19 protein-coding genes are annotated in these 24,897 nt (G+C 41.2%); 12 read left to right on the top strand and 7 right to left on the bottom strand.

Annotated elements, in window-relative coordinates:
* Nucleotides 1-72 precede the first annotated feature (72 nt).
* The gene (locus tag CZ809_RS12040) at nucleotides 73-1,473 is read right to left on the bottom strand and encodes an L-cystine transporter (RefSeq protein WP_080157883.1); all 1,401 of its coding nucleotides are present in this window, start codon (nucleotides 1,471-1,473) and stop codon (nucleotides 73-75) included.
* Nucleotides 1,474-1,821: 348 nt separating this feature from the next.
* Nucleotides 1,822-3,864 carry a methionine--tRNA ligase gene (gene metG / locus CZ809_RS12035; protein ID WP_080157882.1) on the bottom strand — a complete coding sequence of 681 codons (2,043 nt, stop codon included), beginning with the start codon at nucleotides 3,862-3,864 and terminating at the stop codon, nucleotides 1,822-1,824.
* Between the two features lie 259 nt (nucleotides 3,865-4,123).
* Between metG and apbC the strand changes: the two genes are divergently transcribed.
* The 6 genes from apbC to CZ809_RS12005 all read left to right on the top strand — a co-directional run bounded on the left by apbC (nucleotide 4,124) and on the right by CZ809_RS12005 (nucleotide 12,031).
* Nucleotides 4,124-5,212 (top strand): iron-sulfur cluster carrier protein ApbC, encoded by a 1,089-nt coding sequence (gene apbC / locus CZ809_RS12030; protein ID WP_080157881.1) that lies wholly within the window; start codon nucleotides 4,124-4,126, stop codon nucleotides 5,210-5,212.
* A 149-nt stretch (nucleotides 5,213-5,361) separates the two neighbouring features.
* Nucleotides 5,362-6,006, top strand: coding sequence for a uridine kinase (udk, locus tag CZ809_RS12025; protein WP_080157880.1), 645 nt, complete (start codon nucleotides 5,362-5,364; stop codon nucleotides 6,004-6,006).
* A 186-nt stretch (nucleotides 6,007-6,192) separates the two neighbouring features.
* On the top strand, nucleotides 6,193-6,786 hold the full coding sequence (gene dcd / locus CZ809_RS12020) for a dCTP deaminase (RefSeq protein ID WP_080157879.1): 594 nt from the start codon (nucleotides 6,193-6,195) through the stop codon (nucleotides 6,784-6,786).
* Nucleotides 6,787-6,995: 209 nt separating this feature from the next.
* On the top strand, nucleotides 6,996-9,107 hold the full coding sequence (locus CZ809_RS12015) for an AsmA family protein (RefSeq protein ID WP_080157878.1): 2,112 nt from the start codon (nucleotides 6,996-6,998) through the stop codon (nucleotides 9,105-9,107).
* 246 nt (nucleotides 9,108-9,353) lie between these two features.
* Nucleotides 9,354-10,295 carry an inner membrane protein YhjD gene (gene yhjD, locus CZ809_RS12010; RefSeq protein ID WP_235865954.1) on the top strand — a complete coding sequence of 314 codons (942 nt, stop codon included), beginning with the start codon at nucleotides 9,354-9,356 and terminating at the stop codon, nucleotides 10,293-10,295.
* A gap of 413 nt (nucleotides 10,296-10,708) precedes the next feature.
* A complete protein-coding gene (locus tag CZ809_RS12005; protein ID WP_080157876.1) occupies nucleotides 10,709-12,031 on the top strand; it encodes an anaerobic C4-dicarboxylate transporter in 1,323 nt (440 codons plus the stop codon).
* Between the two features lie 106 nt (nucleotides 12,032-12,137).
* On the opposite strand, the gene CZ809_RS12000 is transcribed toward CZ809_RS12005, so the two are convergent.
* The 4 genes from CZ809_RS12000 to rne form a co-directional block, all read right to left on the bottom strand.
* Nucleotides 12,138-12,572: a phosphate-starvation-inducible protein PsiE gene (locus CZ809_RS12000; protein WP_080157875.1), complete on the bottom strand. Its 435-nt coding sequence runs from the start codon at nucleotides 12,570-12,572 to the stop codon at nucleotides 12,138-12,140.
* 155 nt (nucleotides 12,573-12,727) lie between these two features.
* On the bottom strand, nucleotides 12,728-13,333 hold the full coding sequence (cobO, locus tag CZ809_RS11995) for a cob(I)yrinic acid a,c-diamide adenosyltransferase (RefSeq protein WP_080157874.1): 606 nt from the start codon (nucleotides 13,331-13,333) through the stop codon (nucleotides 12,728-12,730).
* Nucleotides 13,334-13,455: 122 nt separating this feature from the next.
* Nucleotides 13,456-15,012: a SulP family inorganic anion transporter gene (locus CZ809_RS11990; protein WP_080157873.1), complete on the bottom strand. Its 1,557-nt coding sequence runs from the start codon at nucleotides 15,010-15,012 to the stop codon at nucleotides 13,456-13,458.
* Nucleotides 15,013-15,257: 245 nt separating this feature from the next.
* Nucleotides 15,258-18,542: a ribonuclease E gene (gene rne / locus CZ809_RS11985; RefSeq protein WP_080157872.1), complete on the bottom strand. Its 3,285-nt coding sequence runs from the start codon at nucleotides 18,540-18,542 to the stop codon at nucleotides 15,258-15,260.
* Between the two features lie 439 nt (nucleotides 18,543-18,981).
* Here rne and rluC point away from each other — a divergent pair, with 439 nt between their 5' ends.
* Nucleotides 18,982-19,926: a 23S rRNA pseudouridine(955/2504/2580) synthase RluC gene (rluC, locus tag CZ809_RS11980; RefSeq protein ID WP_080157871.1), complete on the top strand. Its 945-nt coding sequence runs from the start codon at nucleotides 18,982-18,984 to the stop codon at nucleotides 19,924-19,926.
* Nucleotides 19,927-20,138: 212 nt separating this feature from the next.
* Here rluC and CZ809_RS11975 read toward each other — a convergent pair whose 3' ends face one another.
* Nucleotides 20,139-20,720: a Maf family protein gene (locus CZ809_RS11975; protein ID WP_080157870.1), complete on the bottom strand. Its 582-nt coding sequence runs from the start codon at nucleotides 20,718-20,720 to the stop codon at nucleotides 20,139-20,141.
* A gap of 391 nt (nucleotides 20,721-21,111) precedes the next feature.
* On the opposite strand from CZ809_RS11975, the gene yceD reads away from it, so the two are divergent.
* From yceD to fabD, 5 genes are all read left to right on the top strand, one after another.
* Nucleotides 21,112-21,630 (top strand): 23S rRNA accumulation protein YceD, encoded by a 519-nt coding sequence (yceD, locus tag CZ809_RS11970; RefSeq protein WP_080157869.1) that lies wholly within the window; start codon nucleotides 21,112-21,114, stop codon nucleotides 21,628-21,630.
* A 20-nt stretch (nucleotides 21,631-21,650) separates the two neighbouring features.
* On the top strand, nucleotides 21,651-21,821 hold the full coding sequence (rpmF, locus tag CZ809_RS11965) for a 50S ribosomal protein L32 (RefSeq protein ID WP_006231206.1): 171 nt from the start codon (nucleotides 21,651-21,653) through the stop codon (nucleotides 21,819-21,821).
* Nucleotides 21,822-21,830: 9 nt separating this feature from the next.
* Nucleotides 21,831-22,856 carry a phosphate acyltransferase PlsX gene (gene plsX / locus CZ809_RS11960; RefSeq protein WP_162494756.1) on the top strand — a complete coding sequence of 342 codons (1,026 nt, stop codon included), beginning with the start codon at nucleotides 21,831-21,833 and terminating at the stop codon, nucleotides 22,854-22,856.
* Nucleotides 22,857-22,861: 5 nt separating this feature from the next.
* Nucleotides 22,862-23,818: a beta-ketoacyl-ACP synthase III gene (locus tag CZ809_RS11955; protein ID WP_080157867.1), complete on the top strand. Its 957-nt coding sequence runs from the start codon at nucleotides 22,862-22,864 to the stop codon at nucleotides 23,816-23,818.
* Nucleotides 23,819-23,953: 135 nt separating this feature from the next.
* Complete coding sequence (gene fabD / locus CZ809_RS11950) at nucleotides 23,954-24,883, top strand: ACP S-malonyltransferase (protein ID WP_080157866.1); 930 nt, start codon at nucleotides 23,954-23,956, stop codon at nucleotides 24,881-24,883.
* The last annotated feature ends 14 nt before the right edge of the window (nucleotides 24,884-24,897 follow it).

The raw sequence follows: 24,897 nt of genomic DNA, 5'->3' as shown, positions 1-24,897 counted from the left end.
ACTATTATCTCTTCCTTAAAAAATGGAGAAGGGAGGCAATCAACCTCCCTTAAAACGAGTGTTAAATGTTGATTAAGCCGCTGATTCTTCGCCGTCTAAGTTAACAACGTCATCGCTATTAAAAATAGCCATATCTGTTTCGCCCATCACTTTACTGGTGATTGTGCCTGCGGTGATTGAACCTGATACGTTAAGTGCAGTACGACCCATATCAATAAGTGGTTCAATTGAGATCAAAAGACCGGCAAGAGCCACTGGCATATCCATTGCTGAAAGTACAATTAATGCCGCAAATGTTGCACCGCCACCAATACCCGCAACACCAAAAGAGCTCACAGTGATAATCGCAACTAAAGTACATAGAAAGCCGATATCCATTGGGTTTATACCCACGGTTGGTGCAATCATTACTGCCAGCATGGCTGGGTAGATTCCTGCGCAACCATTTTGACCGATAGTTGAACCAAACGAAGCGGCAAAGTTAGCAATACCAGATGGAATACCAAGGCATTTTTCTTGGGTTTGCACGTTCATTGGAATTGAACCAGCACTGGTGCGAGATGTGAAAGCAAAAGCCAGTACTGGAATGATTTTTTTCAAGTGGCGTAGTGGGTTAATACCAACAAGCGCAACAAGTGCTAAGTGAATCATAAACATCAGAATTAATGCGGCATAAGAAGCAAAAACGAAGTTGGCAAGATTCACAATATCAGTGTAGTTTGAGCCTGAAATTACCTTGGTCATTAGTGCTAATACGCCAAATGGTGTTAGACGTAATACTAACGTTACCATACGCATAATAATCGCTTGGGCAACTTTAATGAAGCCTTCAAATTGTGCGAAAATTTCAGGTTTTTTCTTAGCAATACCTGTTGCTGATAAGCCAATGAAAATAGAGAAGATAACCACTGCGATAGTTGAAGTACGACGTGCACCTGTCATATCTAAGAATGGGTTGGCAGGAATAAACTCAATTATTAATTTAGCAAACGACATTGCTTCTACATTAGAAAGGGTTGATTCAAGACTTTTAGCACGTGCCATTTCAGCCGCACCTGATGTTAGTCCTTCTGCGGTAAGACCAAAAAGGTTAGCCATTAGAATACCGACACAAGCGGCAATCATGGTAGTAACAATCAGAACCCCAAGAGTCAGGCTACTGATTTTACCAAGTGAGGTGCCACCGTTAAGCTTTAAAATGGCGGAAATAATAGACACCATTACTAATGGAATAATGATCATTTGTAATAGGCGTACATAGCCTACGCCGACAATGTCAAAATACTCAATCGATGTTTTGATGACCTCAGAGCCAGCACCATAAAAAACTTGTAGCGCAGCACCAAAAGCAATACCTAATCCTAAACCGGCAAACACACGTTTAGTAAAACTGTAGTGTTTATTTTGCATATGATATAAAAATGCTATCAAGCCAACAAATATGGCGAGGTTCGTTACAATACCTAAAGTCATCATGAATCCTTCATATCAAATAAAAAAGTAGGGTATTTTTATTGTTCCTATCTATTTAGGGTTAAATTTTGCTGGTTTTATAATTAATTACAAGCAAATTAACGCAATAAATGTAAGTGATATTGTCAGAAGGGAAAACGATCAAGATCGCTAATTATGAACGAGAGATGAATATTTGTTTATAAAATTAGAGTTCGCAGCGGAGCTAGATCAATATTCAACAACCTATTAACAATGACAAATAAGTTGATGTATTTGATGCGATATAAGAAGGAAAATGTATAAAAAAAAGACAAAAAAATACCGACAACTGAGTTATCGGTATTCAGTATTAAAATGTAGTGTAAATTACATTACACGCATACCTGGTTGAGCACCTTCATGGGGTTCTAAAATCCAAAGATCTTTACCACCAGGGCCAGCTGCAAGGATCATACCTTCAGACATACCAAATTTCATTTTACGCGGTTTTAGGTTAGCAACCATTACTGTTAGTTTGCCAACAAGTTCTTCTGGTGTGTAAGCTGATTTAATACCAGAGAATACTTGACGCATTTCACCACCGATATCCAATTGGAATTTCAATAGTTTGTCTGCTTTTGGCACGGCTTCACAAGAAACAATCTTCGCAATACGCATATCAATCTTAGCGAAATCATCAAATTCGATTTCAGCTTCAATTGGCTCTTCTGTTAATGGGCTTTTTGGTTGAGCAGCTTCAAGTGCAGCTTTATCAGCCGCCGCTTCTTCTTTTGATGCTTCAACCATTGCAGCAACATGCACAGGATCGATACGATTAAACAATGCCTTGAACTTAGTGACTTCATGGTTTGTTAGTGGTGTTTCGATGCCTTCCCACGTTAATGTTTCGTTTAGGAAGCCTTCAGTACGCTCTGCAAGTTTTGGCATTACAGGTTTTAGGTAAGCCATTAACACGCGGAATAGGTTGATACCAACAGTACAGATTTCCTGTAGCTCTTGATCTTTACCTTCTTGCTTAGCAACAACCCAAGGTGCTTTTTCGTCAACATACTGGTTAGCTTTGTCAGCTAGCGCGGTGATTTCACGAATTGCGCGGCTGTATTCACGGCTCTCATAAAGATCACCAATGCGTGCTGCTGCTGCAACGAACTCAGCATAAAGCTCTGGTTCTGCAAATTTCTCAGATAACATGCCGTCAAAACGCTTAGCAATAAAGCCTGCGTTACGTGATGCTAGGTTAACAATCTTGTTCACAACATCGCTGTTTACGCGTTGAGTGAAATCTTCAAGATTAAGGTCGAGATCATCAATACGGTTGTTTAGTTTTGCTGCGTAGTAGTAACGTAGGCATTCAGGATCAAGGTGGTTTAAGTAAGTACCTGCCTTAATGAATGTGCCTTTAGATTTTGACATCTTCGCGCCATTCACGGTTACGTAACCATGTACGAACACGTTATTTGGCTTACGGAAACCTGCGCCATCTAGCATTGCAGGCCAGAATAGGCTGTGGAAGTAAACAATGTCTTTACCGATGAAGTGGTAAAGCTCAGTTGAACTGTCTTTATTCCAGAATTCGTCAAAATCAAGATCATCACGCTTGTCACAAAGGTTTTTAAATGAACCCATGTAGCCGATTGGTGCATCTAGCCATACGTAGAAGTATTTGCCAGGTTCGCCAGGGATCTCAAAACCGAAGTAAGGTGCATCACGAGAGATATCCCACTGTTGTAGGCCTGACTCGAACCACTCTTGCATCTTGTTTGATGTTTCATCTTGAAGTGCGCCAGATTTAGTCCATGCTTTTAGCATGTCTTCAAACTGTGGCAGATCAAAGAAGAAGTGCTCTGAGTCTTTCATGATTGGTGTAGCACCAGACACAGCTGATTTTGGATTGATCAGATCTGTCGGGCTGTAAGTTTCACCACAGTTGTCACAGTTATCACCGTATTGATCTTCAGCTTTACACTTAGGGCAAGTGCCTTTTACAAAGCGATCAGGTAAGAACATTTCTTTCTCGGGGTCAAATAACTGAGAAATAGTGCGGCTAGTAATAAAGCCTTTATCTTTTAACTGGGTGTAAACAAAAGAAGCAAGCTCACGGTTTTCAGGTGAGTGCGTGCTGTGGTAGTTACTAAAGTCAATATCGAAACCGGCGAAGTCAGCTTGGTGCTCTTTGCTCACTTCTGCAATCATTTGCTCAGGTTCCATACCCATCTGCTGGGCCTTAAGCATGATTGGAGTACCGTGTGCGTCATCTGCACAGATAAAATGAACTTCGTTGCCGCGAAGGCGCTGGTAGCGCACCCAAATATCCGCTTGAACATGCTCTAGCATGTGACCTAAGTGGATAGAACCGTTAGCGTACGGCAGGGCGCAGGTCACCAGAATTTTTCTTGGATTAGCAGCCATAATTACTTCTTTCGCTCATGATGGGTAGAAAAACATAGCCATAAATACTACCTGATGGACAGCATATTGACTAGCATCGGATACTGATTTATCTGTTTTAGGACGGGGGAAATCGGGCAGAAAGGGTACTTTGGTGGTAGCATTAGGAAAAAGGGGAGAATATTACCCCGCAGCATCAACGTTACTGGTTGTTTTCTATACTAATACTGTGACGTAGATGTTGCTAATAAGCTATGACATTTATGTGGAGTGCTAATTTATGGCAATAGAAACAAACCATTTCGATAGCGTTGGTGATATCAGTCAATGGCTAAATCAATTTGAACATCCACTTTTGAGTGCGGAATGGGCTGATGTGCCACACTTTGTCTCGGTATCGGCCGAGGGTGTTATCGTTATCACGATTCCATTTGCCGCCAACGAATTAGCGCAACAATTGCGTCAATGGATTGCAGAGCAACAGCAACAAGGAATTGTAAATGCTGCGCTAAATTTTGACGTTCGCTGTCGAGTGGCAACGTTAGCTGTTGCAGAAAAGCAGCCTCTTAAAGGTGTTAAAAACATCATTGTTGTGAGTTCTGCAAAAGGCGGTGTGGGTAAATCAACAACGTCGGTTAATTTAGCGTTAGGTTTACAGCAGCAAGGCGCAAAAGTGGGGTTACTTGATGCTGACATTTATGGTCCTTCAGTACCTATGATGTTAGGCACAATGGATGCTAAGCCACAATCGCCTGATGGCAAAATGATGTTACCGATTGAGGCTCATGGTTTATACACCAACTCTGTCGGTTATTTAGTACCAGCAGAAAGTGCCACTATCTGGCGTGGTCCTATGGCATCAAAAGCACTGGCGCAAATTATCAGTGAAACATGGTGGCCAGATCTGGATTACCTTGTGATTGATATGCCACCAGGTACGGGTGATATTCAGTTAACGCTATCACAGCAAATTCCTGTAACAGGAGCGATTGTCGTAACTACGCCACAAGATCTTGCTTTAGCTGATGCGATTAAAGGTATCAGCATGTTTAATAAAGTTGATGTGCCTGTGCTGGGTATTGTTGAAAATATGAGTTATCACATTTGTAGCAATTGTGGTCATCAAGAGCATATTTTTGGTACGGGTGGTGCAGCTAAAATGGCACAAGACTATGCGGTGCCATTATTGGCGCAATTACCACTAGATATCAAAATTCGTGAAGATATTGATAACGGTAAGCCAACGGTTATTGCTGCTCCTGAGTCAGAACAAGCAGGCGCATACATTATATTAGCTGCAAATATAGCCAGCCGATTATATTGGCAAGGTGAAACTGTGGCTGAGCAGATTACTATTCGTACAATGTAGTTGTTTGGTAATCAAAAAACGCCGAGATTATAATCAGATATGACAGAGGCCTCATTTTTGCTGGTATCTGTCATTGCAACTGCTTATAATCGGAGGGTTTAATTTATCCATATTCGCCTTGCTACGTGGTCTAATAGGTACTTTCTGATATGTCTGAAACTTCACACCAATGCGTTATTATCGGTATTGCAGGCGCTTCTGCTTCCGGTAAAAGTCTGATTGCCAGTACAGTTTACAAAGAGTTAAAAGAAAAAGTCGGCGATCATCAGATCGGTGTAATCACGGAAGATTGTTACTATAACGATCAAAGTCACCTGACTATGGATGAGCGAGTTAAAACTAACTACGATCATCCAAGCGCGCTAGATCACAATTTATTATGTGATCATTTAGAGCAGTTAATGAAAGGTGAAGCAGTAGAAGTACCACAATATAGCTACAGCGAGCATACTCGTTTACAAGAAAGTACCACGATGACACCGAAAAAAGTGATTATCTTAGAAGGTATTTTATTGTTAACTGATCCTCGTTTGCGTGACATTATGCACGCTAGTATCTTTATGGATACACCACTGGATATCTGTTTGCTACGCCGTCTGCAACGTGATGTTGCTGAACGTGGTCGTACAATGGAGTCAGTGCTGGTGCAATACCAAAAAACGGTACGTCCAATGTTCATGCAGTTTATCGAGCCTTCAAAACAATATGCGGATATTATTGTCCCTCGTGGTGGTAAGAACCGTATTGCAATCGATGTGTTAAAAGCACACATTGCTAAATTGCTGCGTTCGTAATGATTTAAAATGAATAAGGCTGACAATATGTCAGCCTTATTTTTATGGCTATGATTGTTGGGTATAACCCTATTACCCTTTGCTGACCCATCAACGACACTGAGTCTTATTGATGTGTTTTGGTATACCACTCGCATGTGTTGAGCATGACAGGATAGAGTGTGTATTATGCAGGAGAGAGTTTAAATGAGACTTTGTGATAGAGATATCAGGGCTTACCTTGATGAAGGTAAAATCAGCATTGAGCCTCGACCATCAGATGATTGTATTAGTGGTTTAACGATTGATGTAAGTCTTGGAAATAATTTCCGCGTCTTTAATGATCACGGTGCGCCATTTATCGATTTATCGGGTAAAAAAGAAGATGTAGCTACTCAGCTTGATAAAGTGATGAGTGATGAGATTGTGGTTGCGGAAGAAGATGCATTTTTTCTTCACCCTGGTCAATTGGCTTTAGCCGTGACCCATGAGTCTGTTACGCTTCCCGATAATATTGTTGGTTGGTTAGATGGTCGTTCATCATTAGCCCGTTTAGGCTTAATGGTGCATGTGACTGCACATCGTATTGATCCCGGTTGGTCAGGACGTATTGTGCTTGAATTTTATAATTCAGGTCGCCTACCATTAGCACTACGTCCCCATATGCCAATTGGTGCGCTAAGTTTTGAGACCTTATCTGGTCCTGCGGAAAAACCGTATAACAAGCGTATTGATGCGAAATATAAAAATCAGCAAGGTGCAGTGGCAAGTCGTATCAATGAAGATGACAAACAAAGTTAATCTGTTTAGATGCTAATTGTTATTGCCATCATTCAATAAATTATTAAAGGCAGCCCTCGGGTTGCCTTTTGTTTAGCTATTCTATTTATGATGAACTAATCTTGGGGTTGGTGGTCTTAATGACATTGATTTATAGGGTTAATTCTCAACCAATTATTTTTGTATAGCACACGATTTATTGTGACGCTATATGCATATCCGAGGGCGTAATGAAAAAAATACTGTATATATTACTCGGGCTGATTTTATTAGTCGTGATTGGTATTGGCGCACTAGTTACCTTTGTTAACCCTAATCAGTTTAAGCCGTTGCTGACTGAGCAAGTTAAGAAAATGACAGGCCGTGACTTAGTTATTAATGGTGATATTAGCTGGCGATTCTTTCCAACATTAGGATTAAGTGTTGGTGATACTGAATTTCGAAATCCAGCAGGGTTTGCTGAACCTAATTTGATTCAATTTAAGCAAGCTGATTTATCCGTGTCGGTTTTACCGTTGCTATCTCAACATCTTGATATCGGTGAAATGCGGTTAGATGGCGCACATGTTTTTATTCAAACTTTAAATAATGGTGCGACCAACCTTGATGGTTTAACAGATAAGACCGCTGTTGCTGAAACAACAACGGGTAATACCGTGACACATGGTGAGAAAAATACGCATTGGAATGTTTCTGTCGCAGGCATTAAATTAGTAAATGCCAGTGCAGAAGTACGCAATGATAAAACCAAGATGGTCGCGCAACTTAATCACATTAATTTTACACTTGATAGCTTTCAGCCCCAAACATGGACCAAAGCCACTTTTGATGTGCAGGGTAATGTCAACGCATTAACCTTTAGTGCTCAAGGTAGTACTGAGATTAATCTTGCTGCTGATTATAAGAATGTGCGATTGAAAGCATTATCAGCAACAATGAACATGACCGACGGCAAAACTGAGATCAAAAATGCACAATTAGGACTGGATCAATTTAACCTTGGTCAATGGTCAAATATGACTTTCTCCGTTAATGGTAAAGTACCTAATCTAAATTTTGATACTCATGGCACAGCTAAAGTAAAATTATCAACAGATCATAATGTTATTACTGTTCAAGGACTAAAAGTAACTAATGATTTAGTGGGTAAAACATTACCACGACCAACGATAAACTTAGTGGTTGATGCGGATGCAACGTATGATATTAGCCAAAAATTAACCTTAGTAAGTCAGCTTTCCATTAATGCTGATGGTACTCAGGCTTCGGGTTCTGGTTCATATTTAGCCACTGCTATTCCTGATATTCGTTTTGCTTTATCAAGTGATAATATTAATCTTGATAGCTGGTTACCAGCAAAAACAGCCGTAGCTAATACTAACAATAGTACGACTGCCGCAGGCGCTGCCGCGATGAATGCACCAGTCGCTACTGAAAATAATGCGAAGACTTCAACCGCAGAACCTGATCTGAGTGCCTTAAAAAATATCAACCTTGCGGGTATGATCGCGATTAAGCAATTAACCGTTGATCACGCTAATGTGACAAATGTTAAAGTGGTGACATCGATTAAGCAGGGGGTGGCGACCATTAATCGGTTTGAAGCTAATTTATATGGCGGTAAGGTCACAGGCAGTGCGGCTATTGATGTAAATAGTGCATTACCAAGTTATCGTTTGAAAAATACTATTTCTAACGTAGATCTTTTACCGTTACTAAAAGCGGTTGCGAATAATAACTTGCTTGCAGGTAAAGCTAATATTACGACAGATCTAAGAGGTCAGGGGCTATCTGAAGCGAATATTCGTCATAACATTACTGGTTCCATTAAGGTCAATGTGTCTGATGGCGCAGTGTATGGCGTGAATATTCCTGATCTATTGCGTAATGCGAAAGCTAAATTCAAAGGTCAGGCCGATACGGGTACTGATACGGCGAAGAAAACTGACTTTTCAGCCTTAACAACAACGTTAAAGTTACATAATGGCACTGCATCAACAGATAATTTTAAGTTGGCATCACCATTAGTGGCAATCACAGGTCAAGGTAATACCAGCCTTGTTAATGAAAGTATTGATCTGATGATTAATTCTGAAATTGTGGCGAGTGGTAAAGGGCTGGATGAAATTAAAGGTATTGCTGTGCCTATTCATGTAAGTGGTACTTGGCAACAACCTAAATATAATTTAAATATTAAAGACTTATTTAAAAATAATGCAGCACTAGAAAGTAAAGCCAAGAAAGAAATTAATCGTGGTTTAGAGAAATTGCTTGGCGATAAAGCGAAAGATGAAAACATTAAAAATGTCGCAGATAAGCTTTTGAAAGGGTTATTTAATTAATCCGCCATTAGTGAAGTGGTATAGTTAATGTAAATTATGGTCGAAAAGGTTTGCCGTTATTGGCAAGCCTTTATTTTTTAATTATATAATCAATTGCGTAACAGGCAGTGAATGACTTGTTATTATTAGATTGGGTTTGTTTTTATCCATTGCTAATATTGTTGAGTATTTTTTTATGACACACCCAATCAAATTATGACTAATAAAACAATATCTTCTGAAAAATCGACATTACTCTCTAAAATTATGGGAGTGTTTACTATTATTGGCAATGCGATTAAAGCATTACCTCCGATTGATCATTTCATTCGCGCAGCGGATCGTTTTAATGATCGTCTAGGCAGTCAGTTCGGTGCAGCAATTACCTATTTTTCTTTTTTATCATTGATACCCATTTTAATGGTGCTGTTTGCTGCAGCTGGTTTTGTGTTAGCGTCCAACCAAGTGTTGCTGACCAATATTATTGATAAAATTGTTGCCGGTGTAACGGATCCCAATTTAGCTAATACGCTTAAGCAAATGGTACAAACGGCGATTAACCAACGTACAACTGTGGGTTTGAGTGGTTTGGCGATTGCGCTTTATTCGGGCATTAGTTGGATGGGCAACTTACGTGAAGCAGTTCGCGCACAGACTCGTGATGTGTGGGAACGTAAACCGGAAGACAAAGAACATATTCTTCTACAATACTGTAAAGATCTTATTGGTTTAACAGGGTTAGTTGCTGCGTTGATTTTTACTGTGGTGTTAACCTCTGTTGCCGGTTCAGCACAAGCGACAATTGTTGATGCGCTAGGGTTAGGTGGAATCAGTTGGTTACGCCCAGTACTTACCACTATCGCACTGACTATTTCTATCCTAGCGAACTATTTGATGTTCTTATGGATATTTTGGATGTTGCCTCGTCGCCGTTTTAACCGTAAAACATTAATGCAGGGAACATTACTCGCTGCCATTGGTTTTGAAGCGATTAAGTTTGCCATGACGTTCTTACTACCTAAATTGGCAAGTTCACCCTCAGGTGCTGCGTTTGGCTCTATCATTGGTTTAATGGCTTTCTTTTATTTCTTTGCGCGCTTAACGTTGTTCTGTGCTGCTTGGATAGCAACCGCAAAAGAAAACCGTCCAGGTTATGGTGTTACAGAAACTTCTGTTACTGCAGATGGTGATAGTGAAGAACAGTTGTAGCAATAACAATAAACTAAGTTTATAAATCAAAAGACAGCGTTGGTGCTGTCTTTTTTTTACACTTTTGTTACGAATAATACGTATTAATACTGTTTATATACGGATATTGAATGCAAATTGATGAGTATTGCTGTCGCTGTATAAATAATCGTAGTGATCCATTTATCATCGCTAGCGGGGTGGTGGTTACTTTATGGTGACGTATTTGTGATTATATGTAACCACTTTAGTGATAAAGTTGTTTTTCTGTGGCGACAGTTATTTGTGATAGTTCTCATAAGTGAAATTTAGCGTCTATTGCTATTAAGTAGTTTGATATTTATCAATATGGCTGATGAGTAGAAGAGGCATTTTGCTCCTAATAATCGGTACTTTGGTTAACAGAGTATCAATGATATATAGGGAGATAAGTCATGTTGTATTTGGAATTTTTATTCCTGTTGTTAGTGTTATATGCAGGTAGTCGCTTTGGCGGTATTGGACTTGGGGTTGTTTCAGGATTAGGTTTGCTGGTGGAAGTGTTTATCTTCCGTATGCCACCGACGTCACCACCGATTACCGTGATGTTGATTATCCTTGCCGTTGTGACATGTGCGTCAATTCTGGAAGCGGCGGGCGGCTTAAAATACATGCTGCAAATAGCAGAACGTATTTTGCGGAGTAATCCTAAGCGCGTCACTATTGTCGGTCCGTTAGTGACTTACGTGATGACATTTATGTTGGGTACCGGCCATGCGGTGTATTCAATTATGCCAATCATTGGTGATGTTGCCCTTAAAAATGGTATTCGTCCAGAGCGCCCAATGGCGGCTTCCTCTGTTGCCTCTCAACTTGCGATTACCGCTAGTCCTATTTCTGCTGCTGTTGTTTATTACCTTGCTCAACTGTCTACGATCACTGACTCTATTCATTTATTATCCATTTTGATGGTGACAGTTCCTGCAACATTAGGCGGTACATTATTATTATCATTGTACAGTTTACGTCGTGGTAAAGAGCTGGCTGATGATCCTGAATATCAACGTCGACTACAAGATCCTGTCTGGCGAGATCAAATTCTTCATACCACTAAAACCTCACTTAATGAGCAATTACCACGCTCTGCTATGCATGCCGTATTGTTGTTTGTGTTGGCGTTGGTAACGATTGTGATTGTGGCGATGGTGCCAGAAATTCGTACCATTGGTGATGCTAAACCTATTTCGATGTCATTAATTATTCAAATGATGATGCTAGGTTTTGGTGGCTTAATTCTTTTAGTGACACGCACTAATGTGCAGAAAGTCCCTGAAGGGGTAGTGTTTAAATCGGGTATGGTTGCTGCGATTGCTATTTTTGGTATTGCTTGGATGAGTGACACCTATTTCCAATATGCAATGCCATCGTTTAAATCGGGCATCACAGCCATGGTACAAGATTACCCGTGGACCTTTGCATTGGCGCTATTTACTGTTTCTGTGGTAGTTAATTCACAAGCAGCAACCGCGCGAATGATGCTACCTGTTGGTTTGGCTATGGGATTAAACCCTGCGTTGTTAATTGGCTTAATGCCAGCGACATACGGTTATTTTTTCATTCCTAATTATCCGTCAGATATTGCAACGGTTAACTTTGATGTTACGGGGACCACTAAAATTGGTAAGTGGTACTTCAATCATAGTTTTATGATGCCAGGTTTAATCGGGGTTATCTCTGCCTGTTGTATTGGTTACGTGCTCGCTCAAATGATCATTTAAGCCGTAATTTGTATCACTTTGTTGTGAATAGTTTTTAAATAATAAAGGGCGAATCATTAGATTCGCCCTATTAAATTTAATGTGTGGTGTATTTTAAATCTGACAATTAATCGTCAGATTGTTTCTTACCTGGCTCTTCTGGTTCTTCGTAAGGCCAATAGTGATGACCAATTCGAATTAAAACAGTCGCCGCGGCAAGAATAAATGCTGCCAGTGATAACCAAATAATAAATGTACCATCGAGCTCTTTCATACCAAGAGTGATATAACGAGCAATGGCCATTATGGCGATATACAGTGGATATCGTACTGGAATCTTACCGTGAGCCACAAATTGCTGCACCATAGCGAGGATTTCAAGATAGATAAACATTAATAATATGTCGGTTAATTGAATATTACGGTTAACAAACACATGGATAAATTCATTCACCATTGCAACAACGGTTGCTAGGGTGATAGCGATTAATAATATAGCTTCTAAAATATGAAAGACTTTTAGAAACGGTTTACTAAATGAGCGAGGTAAATGAGACGGCATATTTTCTCCAGCTATTACGCTGTTTATAATTTTAATAGGCATTTTTGTATTATAAAATGTAACGCTTATTCTAATAGTAAAATATCATTCAATGTAAATGAGTGTTAGTTTATTGTTCACATTGCTTTTTTTTAGAACGCTTGAAGCTGTTATCTTTACCAATCAACACCTTTGCGGGCTTTTATTCCTTGTTCAAAAGCATGTTTGACATTACGCACTTCAGAAACTGTATCTGCAATATCAATCAAACGGCGGTGAGCTGCACGTCCTGTAATAATAACGGTTTGGTGTGACGGTCTGGCGTTGATTGCGTTAATAATTTCATCTAAATCGACGTAGTCATAAGTCACCATGTAAGTGAGCTCATCTAGCAATACCACATCTAATGTACTATCCGCTAACATCGCTTTACAATCAGACCATGTCGCTTGAGCGGCAAGGGTATCTGCTGCTTTATTTTGGGTTTCCCATGTAAAGCCTGTCGCCATGACTGAAAATATTACGCCATGTTGTTGTAGCAAGTTACGCTCGCCACAATCCCACGTGCCTTTGATAAATTGACCAACACCACATTGTTGACCATGACCAACGGCGCGCGCAATCATGCCAAAACCTGAGGTTGATTTTCCTTTACCGTTCCCCGTAATAACCAGCACTAAACCTCGTTCTTGTTGGGCAGCATTAATTTTATTATCAACCTGTTCTTTTAAACGTTGTTGACGGGCTTGGTGACGTTCATCCTTGGTGGTTGAATCAACCATAATTTCCTCTTTGGTAACATTGCTGTATTTATCATAAATACAATCATAACGCATTGGTGATTATAAACGAAAGCCCGCGTAGTCACAGGACTACACGGGCTTTATTTTGATATTAACAATGATTAACCTAGAACATCAGTCGCAACTTTGTAGGTTGGATCTTCAATCATATCGACCTCTACTAAGTTACCTGCTTTTTGTAGTAATCGACGACATTCAGGACTTAAATGTCGAATATGAAGGTTTTTGTTACGATTTGCATAACGTTCTGCAAGGGTATCAATCGCTTCAATCGCAGAGTGATCGGCTACACGTGAATGGGCAAAATCAATAATCACTGTTTGTGGATCGTTAGGCGCATCAAATAGCTCTAGGAAATGAGACGCTGAGCCAAAAAACAATGGACCATTCACTTGGTAAACTTTGGCTCCATTGTTATCAATGTGCGAACTCGCATAAATTTGCTTGGCATGATTCCATGCAAACACAAGTGCTGAATAAATAACACCAACGAACACCGCAACAGCCAGATCCGCAGCTACCGTTACACAGGTAACCAGAATAATGGTGAAGAAGTCATGTTTTGGCACTTTACGCATCATACGTAAACTTGCCCATTCAAAGGTACCAATAACCACCATAAACATCACACCAACTAATGCAGCCAGTGGGATCATTTCAATAAAGGCAGATCCAAATAGAATAAACACCAGTAGACCAATAGCAGCAGTAATACCTGATAAACGGCCACGACCACCAGAGTTAATGTTGATCATTGATTGACCAATCATCGCACAACCACCCATAGCACCAAAAACAGAACAGGTGATGTTTGCCATACCTTGACCGACACATTCACGGTTACCGTGACCACGGGTATTGGTCATTTCATCAATAACAGTCAGTGTCAGTAATGATTCGATTAAACCTACCGCGGCTAAAATCAAAGAATAAGGCAGAATGATTTTAAGGGTTGCTAGATTAAAGCCAACATCGGGTAGGGCAAAAGTGGGTAGTGAGCCTGCCAATGTTGCATTAGCGTCACCACTCATTGTACGCACAAAATCCACAACAGTACGTGAATCTAGACCTAATACATGCACCAGTGCTGTTACGGTTAAAATGGCAACTAACGAAGAAGGGACCGCTTTGGTGAGTTTAGGTAAGAAGTAAATGATAGCCATGGTTAACAACACTAAGCCCAGCATAATGTAAAGCTGAGTACCTTGCATCCATTCTAAGCCACCTGTTGTAGAAGGAACTTTAAACTGACCAAGTTGTGCTAAGAAGATAACTATCGCAAGACCATTCACGAAACCAATCATGACGGGATGCGGGACCATACGAATAAATTTACCGAGGCGGAATACGCCAGCCAGTATTTGAAATACACCCGCTAACATTACTGCGGCAAACAGGTATTGAATACCGTGTTGAGCAACAAGGCTAACCATGACAACAGCCATTGCGCCTGTTGCACCAGAGATCATGCCAGGACGACCACCAAAGATGGCTGTAATTAAACCAACAATAAATGCGGCGTACAGACCAACCATAGGATCGACACCAGCAACAAACGCAAAAGCAACCGCTTCTGGTACTAGAGCAAGTGCTACAGTTAATCCAGAAAGGATATCATTTTTGACTGATTGTTGTGAGACTTGAGGAAATTCAGGCATATATTAGGCGTTCTTCTCTTCGCTAAAATGAATGGATTATTTAAATGTATTGAGTAACAGAATGTTACCGAAAGATTTACAACGCTTCAACTTACGACGTTAAATGATGTAAAGATATGCTTTTTTACCATGTTAATGAAGTCAAACCCGCTGATTGTTAAAAAAGATGGTTATTTTTGACTCAAAAGTGGAGTAATAAAAAAGCCATGCAGATGCATGGCTTTTTATTGGCAGTTTACACTAACTTAGTCAAAAGATGGCTTAGTCATTGGTGCTGCTGCTGAGTTGGTTGCTGTTTGGCTACCCGCAGAGCGTGTTGTTGCAAGCTCTCGTAGTGGTGCCGCTTCAACATGCACTTTTACTGTTGTTTCAACAGGTGCTGGCGCTTTAGTCATTGCTGCTACCGCATGGAAACCACGTGGAGATGTTGCCGTAACCGCGACAGCTTCAGTAACGATTTTCGTCATTGGTGCTGATGCTGTGTTAACAACTAGTGCTTCAACAACTGGCGCTTCAACGACAGGTGCTTCAACAACTGGCGCTTCAACAACAGGTGCTTCAACAACAGGTGCTTCAACAACAGGCGTTTCAACAACAGGCGTTTCAACAACAGGCGTTTCAACAACAGGCGTTTCAACAACAGGCGTTTCAACAATTGACGCTGCACGTAATGGGAATGCTTTACCCATTGCAAGTTCAGGCATCGCAACACCGCCTAAAGCAGGTTTTGACTCAACTTCAGGTAATGCTTTCGCGATTGCTGAATGATTAGCAATGATAAGATCATCGTTAGTTTCAACAACAGTTTCAACCGCAGCTACAGGAGCTTCAATTGTTGGCTTAATGCGAGACCATACTTTGCCCATTGCCATTTCTGGTGTTGCTACACCTGATGTTTGGCGGGGTGCTTTTGGTTTCTCAACAATAGAAACAACATTTACCATATCGCTAATAGTGTCTGTTGCTTCAACAACGGCGTGTTCAACTGCATCAGCAACGTTGTAACAGCTTGGATCTTCATGCTGCTCGTAATCTTGTTTTTCACTACGTGTATCACGAATACGACGACGGCGTTGACCGCTAGCGCGTAGATGACGTGGTGAACGACGGTTACGACGTTGATTGTTGTCTTGCTCATTTGTTTCTGATTGCTCATCAACAATAGCGTGATCTTGAGTCGACGTTGTTTGCGCTTCTTTAGCAATCGTTGTACCCATTTCCATTAATGGTGATGGGGTAGTGATCGCTGCAGTTTCAACAATAGCTTGTTCTTCAACAACCGGTGCTGTTTTGTCAGTAATACGAATTTTCTTCTGTAACTGACGACGTTGACGACGCTGTTTTACCTTAACAACATTTTTGTCTTCGGCTTCCACTTGCTCTTCAACGACAACGTTTTGAGTCGCTTTTGCTTTAACTTCGTTTGCTTGTTGGCGTTGTTGCTTCTGCGCTTGAATCTCTTCTTTACGAGACTGGCGTTGCTGCTCTTTCGCTTCTTCAGAACGAGGTTGACGCGGTTGCTTAACTGGACGTTCGGCTTGAGGCTGACGGTTTTTGTCCGTGCGCTCATTGCGACGACGAGATTGACGCTGCTCGTTGTTGCGATCTTGCTGTTCAGCTTTGTTGTCTTGATCACTCTCTTGATTGCCATTACGGCGAGTGTTGTCACGGTTACCTTGACGGTCATTACGACGGTTATCAGGACGACGGTTATTGTTGTTACGACGATTATTATTTGTTTGTTCTTTTGCTGGTGCTTCTACTTCTTGCTTAATCTCGGTTTTCTGCTCAGTACCGTTATTGAAGAATGAAGAAATTGCAGCAAAAATGCGGCTAAAGATACTAGGCGCTTGAGCAATAATCGTTTGTGGTTTAGTTGCCGGTTGTGCTTCTGGTGTCGCTACCACTGGCGCTGGTTGTTTTGGTGCTGCAAAGCCGTGTAGAACAGGTTCTTCACGTTTTCTTGTACTGCGCTCTTGTTGAGGAGCTTCAGTCGCTTCTGCTTCTTTCAGTGCATCAATCGCATTAGGAAGATGGTATGAAAGTGTCTCTTGCTCTTCACCTTCACGAATACGTAACACTTCAAAGTGTGGCGTTTCCATGTTGGCGTTTGGCACGATAACAACATGCACATTGTGATATTTCTCAATGTGCTGTACCGCAGGACGCTTTTCGTTCAATAGGTAAGAAGCAACAGGCACAGGTACAATTGCAAGTACTTGTGAGCTGTTATCTTTTAATGCTTCTTCTTCGATTAAACGCAAGATAGAAAGTGATAGTGACTCATTATCACGAACAACACCCGTACCTGTACAACGTGGACAAACGTGATGGCTTGCTTCAGCTAAAGATGGGCTTAAACGTTGGCGTGACATTTCTAGCAAACCAAAGCGAGATATACGACCAATTTGTACACGCGCTCGGTCAACACGAACAGCTTCACGTAAACGGTTTTCTACTTCACGTTGGTGACGAACTGGCGTCATATCAATGAAGTCGATAACCACAAGACCACCAAGATCGCGTAGACGTAATTGACGAGCAATTTCATCAGCGGCTTCTAGGTTAGTTTGTAATGCTGTTTCTTCGATATCGCCGCCTTTTGTTGCACGAGCGGAGTTGATATCAATAGATGTTAGTGCTTCTGTTGGGTCAATAACAACTGAGCCACCTGAAGGTAAACGAACTTCACGCTGGAACGCAGAGTCAATTTGGCTTTCAATTTGGTAGTGACTAAATAGTGGAACTTCACCTTCATAACGCTTAATACGCGATAAGAAATCAGGGCGAATTAATTTAATATGATCGCGTGCACGTTCAAAAATCTGTGGGCTATCGATAAGAATTTCACCGATATCACGACGTAGATAATCTCGAATAGCACGAGCAATAACATTACTTTCTTGGTGGATCAAGAATGGAGCAGCTTGAGATTCAGCGGCTTCTTTCACTGCATTCCAGTGATTAAGAAGAACATTTAAATCCCACTCAAGCTCTTCACCTGATTTACCTACACCTGCAGTACGAACAATTAGACCCATACCGTGAGGCAGTTCTAATGTGCTTAATGCAGCTTTAAGTTGTGTACGCTCTTCACCTTCGATACGACGAGAAATACCGCCAGCACGAGGGTTATTAGGCATTAACACCAAGTAACTACCCGCTAATGAGATAAAGGTTGTAAGTGCGGCACCTTTGTTGCCACGCTCTTCTTTATCAACTTGAACGATAACTTCTTGGCCTTCTTTCAAGACTTCCTTAATGTTAGGACGACCTTGGTAAGAATAGTTTGATGGGAAGTAATCTTTAGCGACTTCTTTTAAAGGGAGGAAGCCATGGCGTTCTGCACCGTAATCAACGAACGCAGCTTCCAGGCTTGGTTCGATACGTGTGATGCGGCCTTTGTAGATATTTGCTTTTTTAGATTCGTGACCAGGGCTTTCGATATCAAGATCAAATAGCTTTTGGCCATCAACTAATGCGACGCGCAACTCTTCCTTCTGAGTTGCGTTAATCAACATTCTTTTCATTATATTGTACTCATTATTGTCGTTGTGTATTAGCGCCGCTAATTACATCAATTTTTTGATGGTGCCTGACTCCAAGTCTGATGTACGGGTGCAACCTCACGGTTGGAATGCAGGAGTGCTCTATGGCCACACGTATTAGCCAACTGTGTCGAGATGGTTAGATCTGAAACACACAGCTGGTATCACCACATCGAGGTGTGGTTGTATCTGTTACATCAAAAAAATCTGTAATCTGACGCGCTAAAAAAAACTCCGGTAACCATAACGTCTTACGCCACGTGCTGCGTTTATCACCTGAGTTGTATATAAAATAGCCGAAATGGTGAGAGCATGCTCACCTTGTCAGTAAAATAAGCAAAAAAACTTATTCTAGAATGCAATCATAGCAGGCTCACTTTTTTGCGGCAATCTGCTTTATTTGCATGGTACAATCAAACTTATGACAGAAGATAAACCTAAAGTGCAATTCATCGATATTACTGATGATTTTGCTGGCCAACGGATCGATAATTTTCTCCGTGCTAGGCTTAAAAATGTACCAAAAAGTATGATTTACCGTATTTTGCGTAAAGGCGAGGTGCGAGTAAACAAAAAACGTATTAAACCTGAATATAAATTGCAGGATGGTGATCTCGTACGCGTCCCACCGGTTTTTGTTCCTGAGAAAGACGAACAAGCACCGATTAGTACCAAATTGAATAAAGTGGCCGAACTTGAATCATGCATTATCTATGAAGATGATCATGTATTGATTTTGAATAAGCCATCAGGCACAGCTGTTCATGGCGGTAGTGGCTTGAAGTTTGGTGCGATTGAAGCGTTACGTGCATTACGACCTGATGCTCGATACCTTGAGTTAGTACACCGTATTGACCGAGATACTTCTGGCATTTTGTTGGTAGCAAAGAAACGTTCTGCGTTACGTAAACTACAAGAACAATTTAGAGAAAAAACGGTTCAGAAATATTATTTTGCCTTAGTGATGGGGGAATGGAAGGCAAACTGTAAGAGAGTAAATGCACCGTTATTGAAAAATGAAGTTAACAGCATTGTACGTGTTAATCCGCAAGGTAAAGCTTCAGATACTCGCTTTAAAGTATTAGAACGTTTTTCTCAAGCGACACTGGTACAAGCAAGTCCAGTGACCGGGCGTACTCACCAAATTCGTGTACATTGTCAATACGAGGGCCATCCTATTGCTTGGGATGATCGTTATGGCGACCCACGTTTTGATGCTTACACTAAGAAAACAGGATTAGGACGCTTATTTTTGCATGCGGCGAACATTAAATTTACCCATCCACATACTGATGAGTTAATGGATATTAGTGCGCCGATGGAGCCAGTGTTAGAACGCTGTCTTGCCAAACTTCGCACCTTTTAATGATGTTAAAAAATCGTAAGGCGAGCATTGTGCTCGCCTTTTTTATTTTTATGATTTTTTATTTTTGTAATACCAATCCCATAAATTAAGAGGTCATCTTTCACAGTATTTGATTCCTTATCTCCCTCGTGAACCTTTATGGTTGGAAATGACACAAGAGCCTAGGAAACGAGAATGACACTTATTGTAATGGGGATAATACCGCAGCTGGCTTATAAAACCGCCAGATGCTCATTGGCAAGCATTTCTCGTAAGGCAATTAGCGGTAATCCAACCAGTGTATTTGGATCTCGTCCTTCTAATCGATCAAATAATGCAATGCCCAATCCTTCACTTTTAAAACTGCCTGCGCAATAAAGGGGTTGTTCCTGAGCGACATAATGTGCAATTTCATTATCGGTTAAGGTTCTGAAGTGGACATGGAACGGTTCACAAATCACTTGTGTCGTTTGTGTGCGTGAATTATATAAGCATAAGCCAGTATAGAAGGTGATGACTTTGCCACTGGCCGCACGTAGCTGAGCACAAGCATTCGCTTCAGTATGCGGTTTTCCTAAAATTTCCCCGTCAATGACACATACTTGGTCTGAACCTATAATAAGATGGCTAGGGTGAGATTCTGCACAAGCGAGCGCTTTAGCTTGTGCTAATCGCATCACTAAAGCTGTAGCTGACTCATTGTCTAACATGGCTTCATTTACATTGGGGTTAGCTGTTGTAAAAGGAAGCTGTAGTTTTTCAAGCAAACTTTTACGGAATGGTGAAGTAGATGCAAGAACAAGTGACTGGTTCATAGGCTATTTTAGTTATCTAAATGAAGTAATCCCCTGAGTGTACTCATCGCTGTGATTCAAAGCCAGTGAGCTTTATTTATTGATTGTTTTGATTTCAATGCAGACAGACGATGTTATCGTTACAGCACAATGCTATTATAAGGCGCAATTATTGATTTAAATTCCACTAAAGCCAGTATTGGCTAGCATTTAAACAATGATTGAGTGATCTTTCGTCATTTTATCAGCAATCGTCAAGTGATTGAGTGATGAAGAAATAAAAACTTTTTAATGAGGAGGGGGAATGAATGTTGAACGAATTTTCATGGCAGCACGAGAATTGTTCAAAAGCTGTTAATTCCGGCACATTTCCTTTGACTCAACCAGACTATAAGGCTAATATTCGCGCCCTATGCAAAAGGTAAAATTGCCGATAAAGGTAGATCCAGTACGCACTGCACAGAAAAGACTCGACTATGATGGCATCATCAAAGCTGATCTTCTGTCTCGTTTAGCTGGCTCAACCCAGAGCGTAATAAGTGATGCAAACGTCAACTTGTCTTTTGACCTTGACCAACGTCGTATTCCTTTCATGCGCGGAAACGCAAGTGTAGATGTGATGTTGACCTGTCAGAGATGTCAGGAAGAATTTCCACACACAATTAGTGTTGAATTCTGTTATAGTCCGGTTCGTGATGAAGAGGCTATTGATAAGTTACCGGAAGCCTATGAGCCGACAATTGTCGATGAAAATGGCGAGATTAACCTAATTGAACTCATCGAAGATGAATTGATGTTAGAATTACCACAAGTCGCAAGACATGATGATGACGATTGTAAGATCGGCACACATAACTTGTCTTTTGGTGAGATCCCCGTTGCTGATGAGCGTCCGAATCCGTTTGCAGTATTGAAAAATCTTAAAAGTTAAATTTAACAGGAGTAGGGTTAATGGCCGTACAAAAGAGCAAAAAATCACGTGCAGCACGTGGTATGCGTCGTTCACATGATGCGCTAACTACAGCAGCAGTATCTGTAGATTCAGCATCAGGTGAAACTCACCTACGTCACCACGTGACAGCTGACGGTTTCTACCGTGGCCGTAAGGTTATCAACAAGTAAGGTTGAACCTTGATGGGTCTTACCGTTGCACTTGATGCAATGGGCGGGGATTTCGGTCCTCAAGTAACAGTGCCTGCCGCCGTGCAGGCACTGTTGCATTCGCCTGAGCTCAAACTCATTCTATTTGGTGATATAAGTGCTATCACTACCCAGCTAACTCTTCTTAATAAGCTCAATCATCCTCGATTGTCTATCGTGCATTGCGATAACGTTATAGCCAATGAAACACGTCCATCACAAGCATTACGCCATAGTAAAGGCTCTTCAATGCGCATGGCTCTAGATGCTGTTGCCGCAGGTGATGCAGATGCCTGTGTGAGTGCTGGCAACACCGGTGCATTAATGGCTTTATCCCGTTATGTGCTTAAACAGCTTCCTGGTGTTGAACGTCCCGCTTTAATTTCAGAAATTCCTAATCGTCACGCTAACCATACTTGGTTATTAGATCTCGGTGCCAATGTTTCCTGCGATGCAGATACTTTGTTCCAATTTGCCGTTATGGGATCTGTGGTTGCGGAACAAACATTAGGTTCACCACCTCGCGTGGCATTACTTAATATTGGCGAAGAAGCCATTAAAGGCAATGATCTGGTTAAACGTTGTGCTGAAATGTTGAGTCAATCTTCCGATATTAATTACATTGGCTATATTGAAGGTCATCAATTGTATTCCGATAAAGCGGATGTGATTGTATGTGATGGCTTTGTCGGGAATGTGAGTTTAAAAACCAGTGAAGGGGTAGCAAACCTATTCATTGATTGTATTAAGCGTAATATTGGTCGTAATCCATTTAAGCGATTGATTGCTAAATGGCTATTTCGTGAACTGTTTGATAGCTTACAGCAATTGAACCCCGACCAGTATAATGGCGCAAGTCTGTTAGGATTACGCGGTATTGTCGTTAAAAGCCATGGAAGTGCCGACACCACAGCTTTGGAGAATGCCATAAGCCAAGCGGTTTATGAGATTAAACGCCAAATACCGATGAAAATCAGTGACCGTCTGGAAGAGGTCTTATTAGAGAGGCATTATTAGTCTTCATGTATAGCAAAATTTTAGGAACTGGCAGCTATTTGCCAACACAAGTTCGCACCAATGCGGATTTAGAAAAAACGATAGACACCAGCGATGAATGGATCGTTGCTCGTACTGGTATTCGTGAGCGTCGCATTGCATCGGCTGACGAAACAGTGGCAGTGATGGGTTATCATGCTTCTTTAAACGCGATTGAAATGGCTGGCATTGATAAAGAAGATATCGATCTTATTATTGTTGCTACGTCTAGTGCAAGTCACTCATTTCCCTCTGCGGCTTGCCAAGTACAAGGCATGTTAGATATTAAAGGTTGTCCTGCTTTTGATTTATCTGCGGCATGTACAGGCTTTGTTTATGCATTAAGTGTTGCTGATCAGCATATTAAAACGGGCATGGCGAAAAATGTATTAGTGATTGGGTCTGATGCACTTTCTCATCATTGTGATCCACAAGATCGCTCAACCATTATCTTATTTGGTGATGCGGCAGGTGCGGTTGTTCTTGGCGCAAGTGAAGAGCAAGGTATCATTTCAACGCATTTATATGCTGATGGTCATTTTGGTGGTTTGCTAAGCCTTGCTGTACCAGAACATGATAAAGACTTTGATGCAAATACTTGGCTTTACATGGCAGGTAACGAAGTATTTAAAGTTGCTGTAACACAACTGTCTAATTTGGTTAAAAATACGCTTACTGCCAATAATATGGATAAATCTGAACTTGATTGGTTAGTACCACATCAAGCGAACATGCGTATTATTTCAGCAACAGCGAAAAAATTATCAATGTCGATGGATCAAGTGGTGGTTACACTGGATCGTCATGGTAATACGTCGGCGGCAACAGTACCGACAGCATTAGATGAAGCGGTACGTGATGGCCGTATTCAACGTGGTCAAACGTTATTATTAGAAGCGTTTGGCGGCGGTTTCACTTGGGGCTCTGCACTAGTGAAATTTTAAACTAAATCAAAATCGGTTTAGTTTTACGCGTTAAAAGAATTTTGCGATAAGGCAGAAGGTTGAATATAGTTAACGCTGTCTTATTAGCCTATTAATTTACTGAACGATCAGTATATAAAGAATAAGGATTCTCAAATGTCTAAGTTCGCGATTGTTTTCCCTGGACAGGGTTCTCAAACTGTTGGCATGCTTGCTGATTTAGCAGAGCAATTTGATGTGGTTAAGCAGACGTTTGCTGAAGCCTCTGATGCGTTAGGTTACGATCTATGGGCGTTAGTTCAAAATGGTCCTGTTGAAGATCTTAACCAAACTCAGCGTACACAACCTGCGTTATTAACTGCATCTGTAGCAATTTGGCGTGTATGGCAGCAGCAAGGTGGTGAACAACCTGTTGTTTTAGCTGGTCATAGCTTAGGTGAATACTCTGCACTTGTTTGTGCGGGTGTGATTGATTTCCAAGCGGCAGTTAAGTTAGTTGAGCTACGCGGTAAGCTAATGCAAGAAGCTGTACCAGCTGGTGTGGGTGCAATGTCTGCAATTATCGGCTTAGATAACGACGCTATTGCAGCCGCTTGTGCGCAAGCAGCAGAAGATCAAGTGTGTTCTCCTGTTAACTTTAACTCGCCAGGCCAAGTGGTTATTGCGGGTAACAAAGAAGCAGTAGAACGTGCCAATGTATTGTGTAAAGAAGCCGGTGCTAAGCGTGCATTGCCATTACCAGTTTCAGTTCCTTCACACTGTGCGTTAATGAAGCCTGCGGCTGACAAATTAGCTATCGCATTGGAAGGCTTAGCATTTAGTGCACCGACTGTGCCTGTAATCAATAATGCTGATGTAGCGACTGAGACTGATCCTGTTGCGATTAAGCTGGCACTTGTTAAGCAACTATATAATCCAGTACGTTGGACTGAGTCTGTTGAGCGTATGGCGGCTGAAGGCGTTGAAGAATTGCTAGAAATGGGACCGGGTAAAGTATTAACCGGTCTGACTAAACGTATTGATCGTGCACTTGGCGGCGCAGCAGTCAATGATGTTGCATCATTAACCGCAGCACTAGCGAAGTAATTAAGCTTAAAAGA

Origin of the sequence: Photobacterium piscicola (assembly GCF_900166965.1) — a bacterium.
Lineage (GTDB): Bacteria > Pseudomonadota > Gammaproteobacteria > Enterobacterales > Vibrionaceae > Photobacterium > Photobacterium piscicola.
The sequence above is the reverse complement of the archived record's forward strand: the minus strand, read 5'-3'. Positions and strand labels throughout refer to the sequence as shown.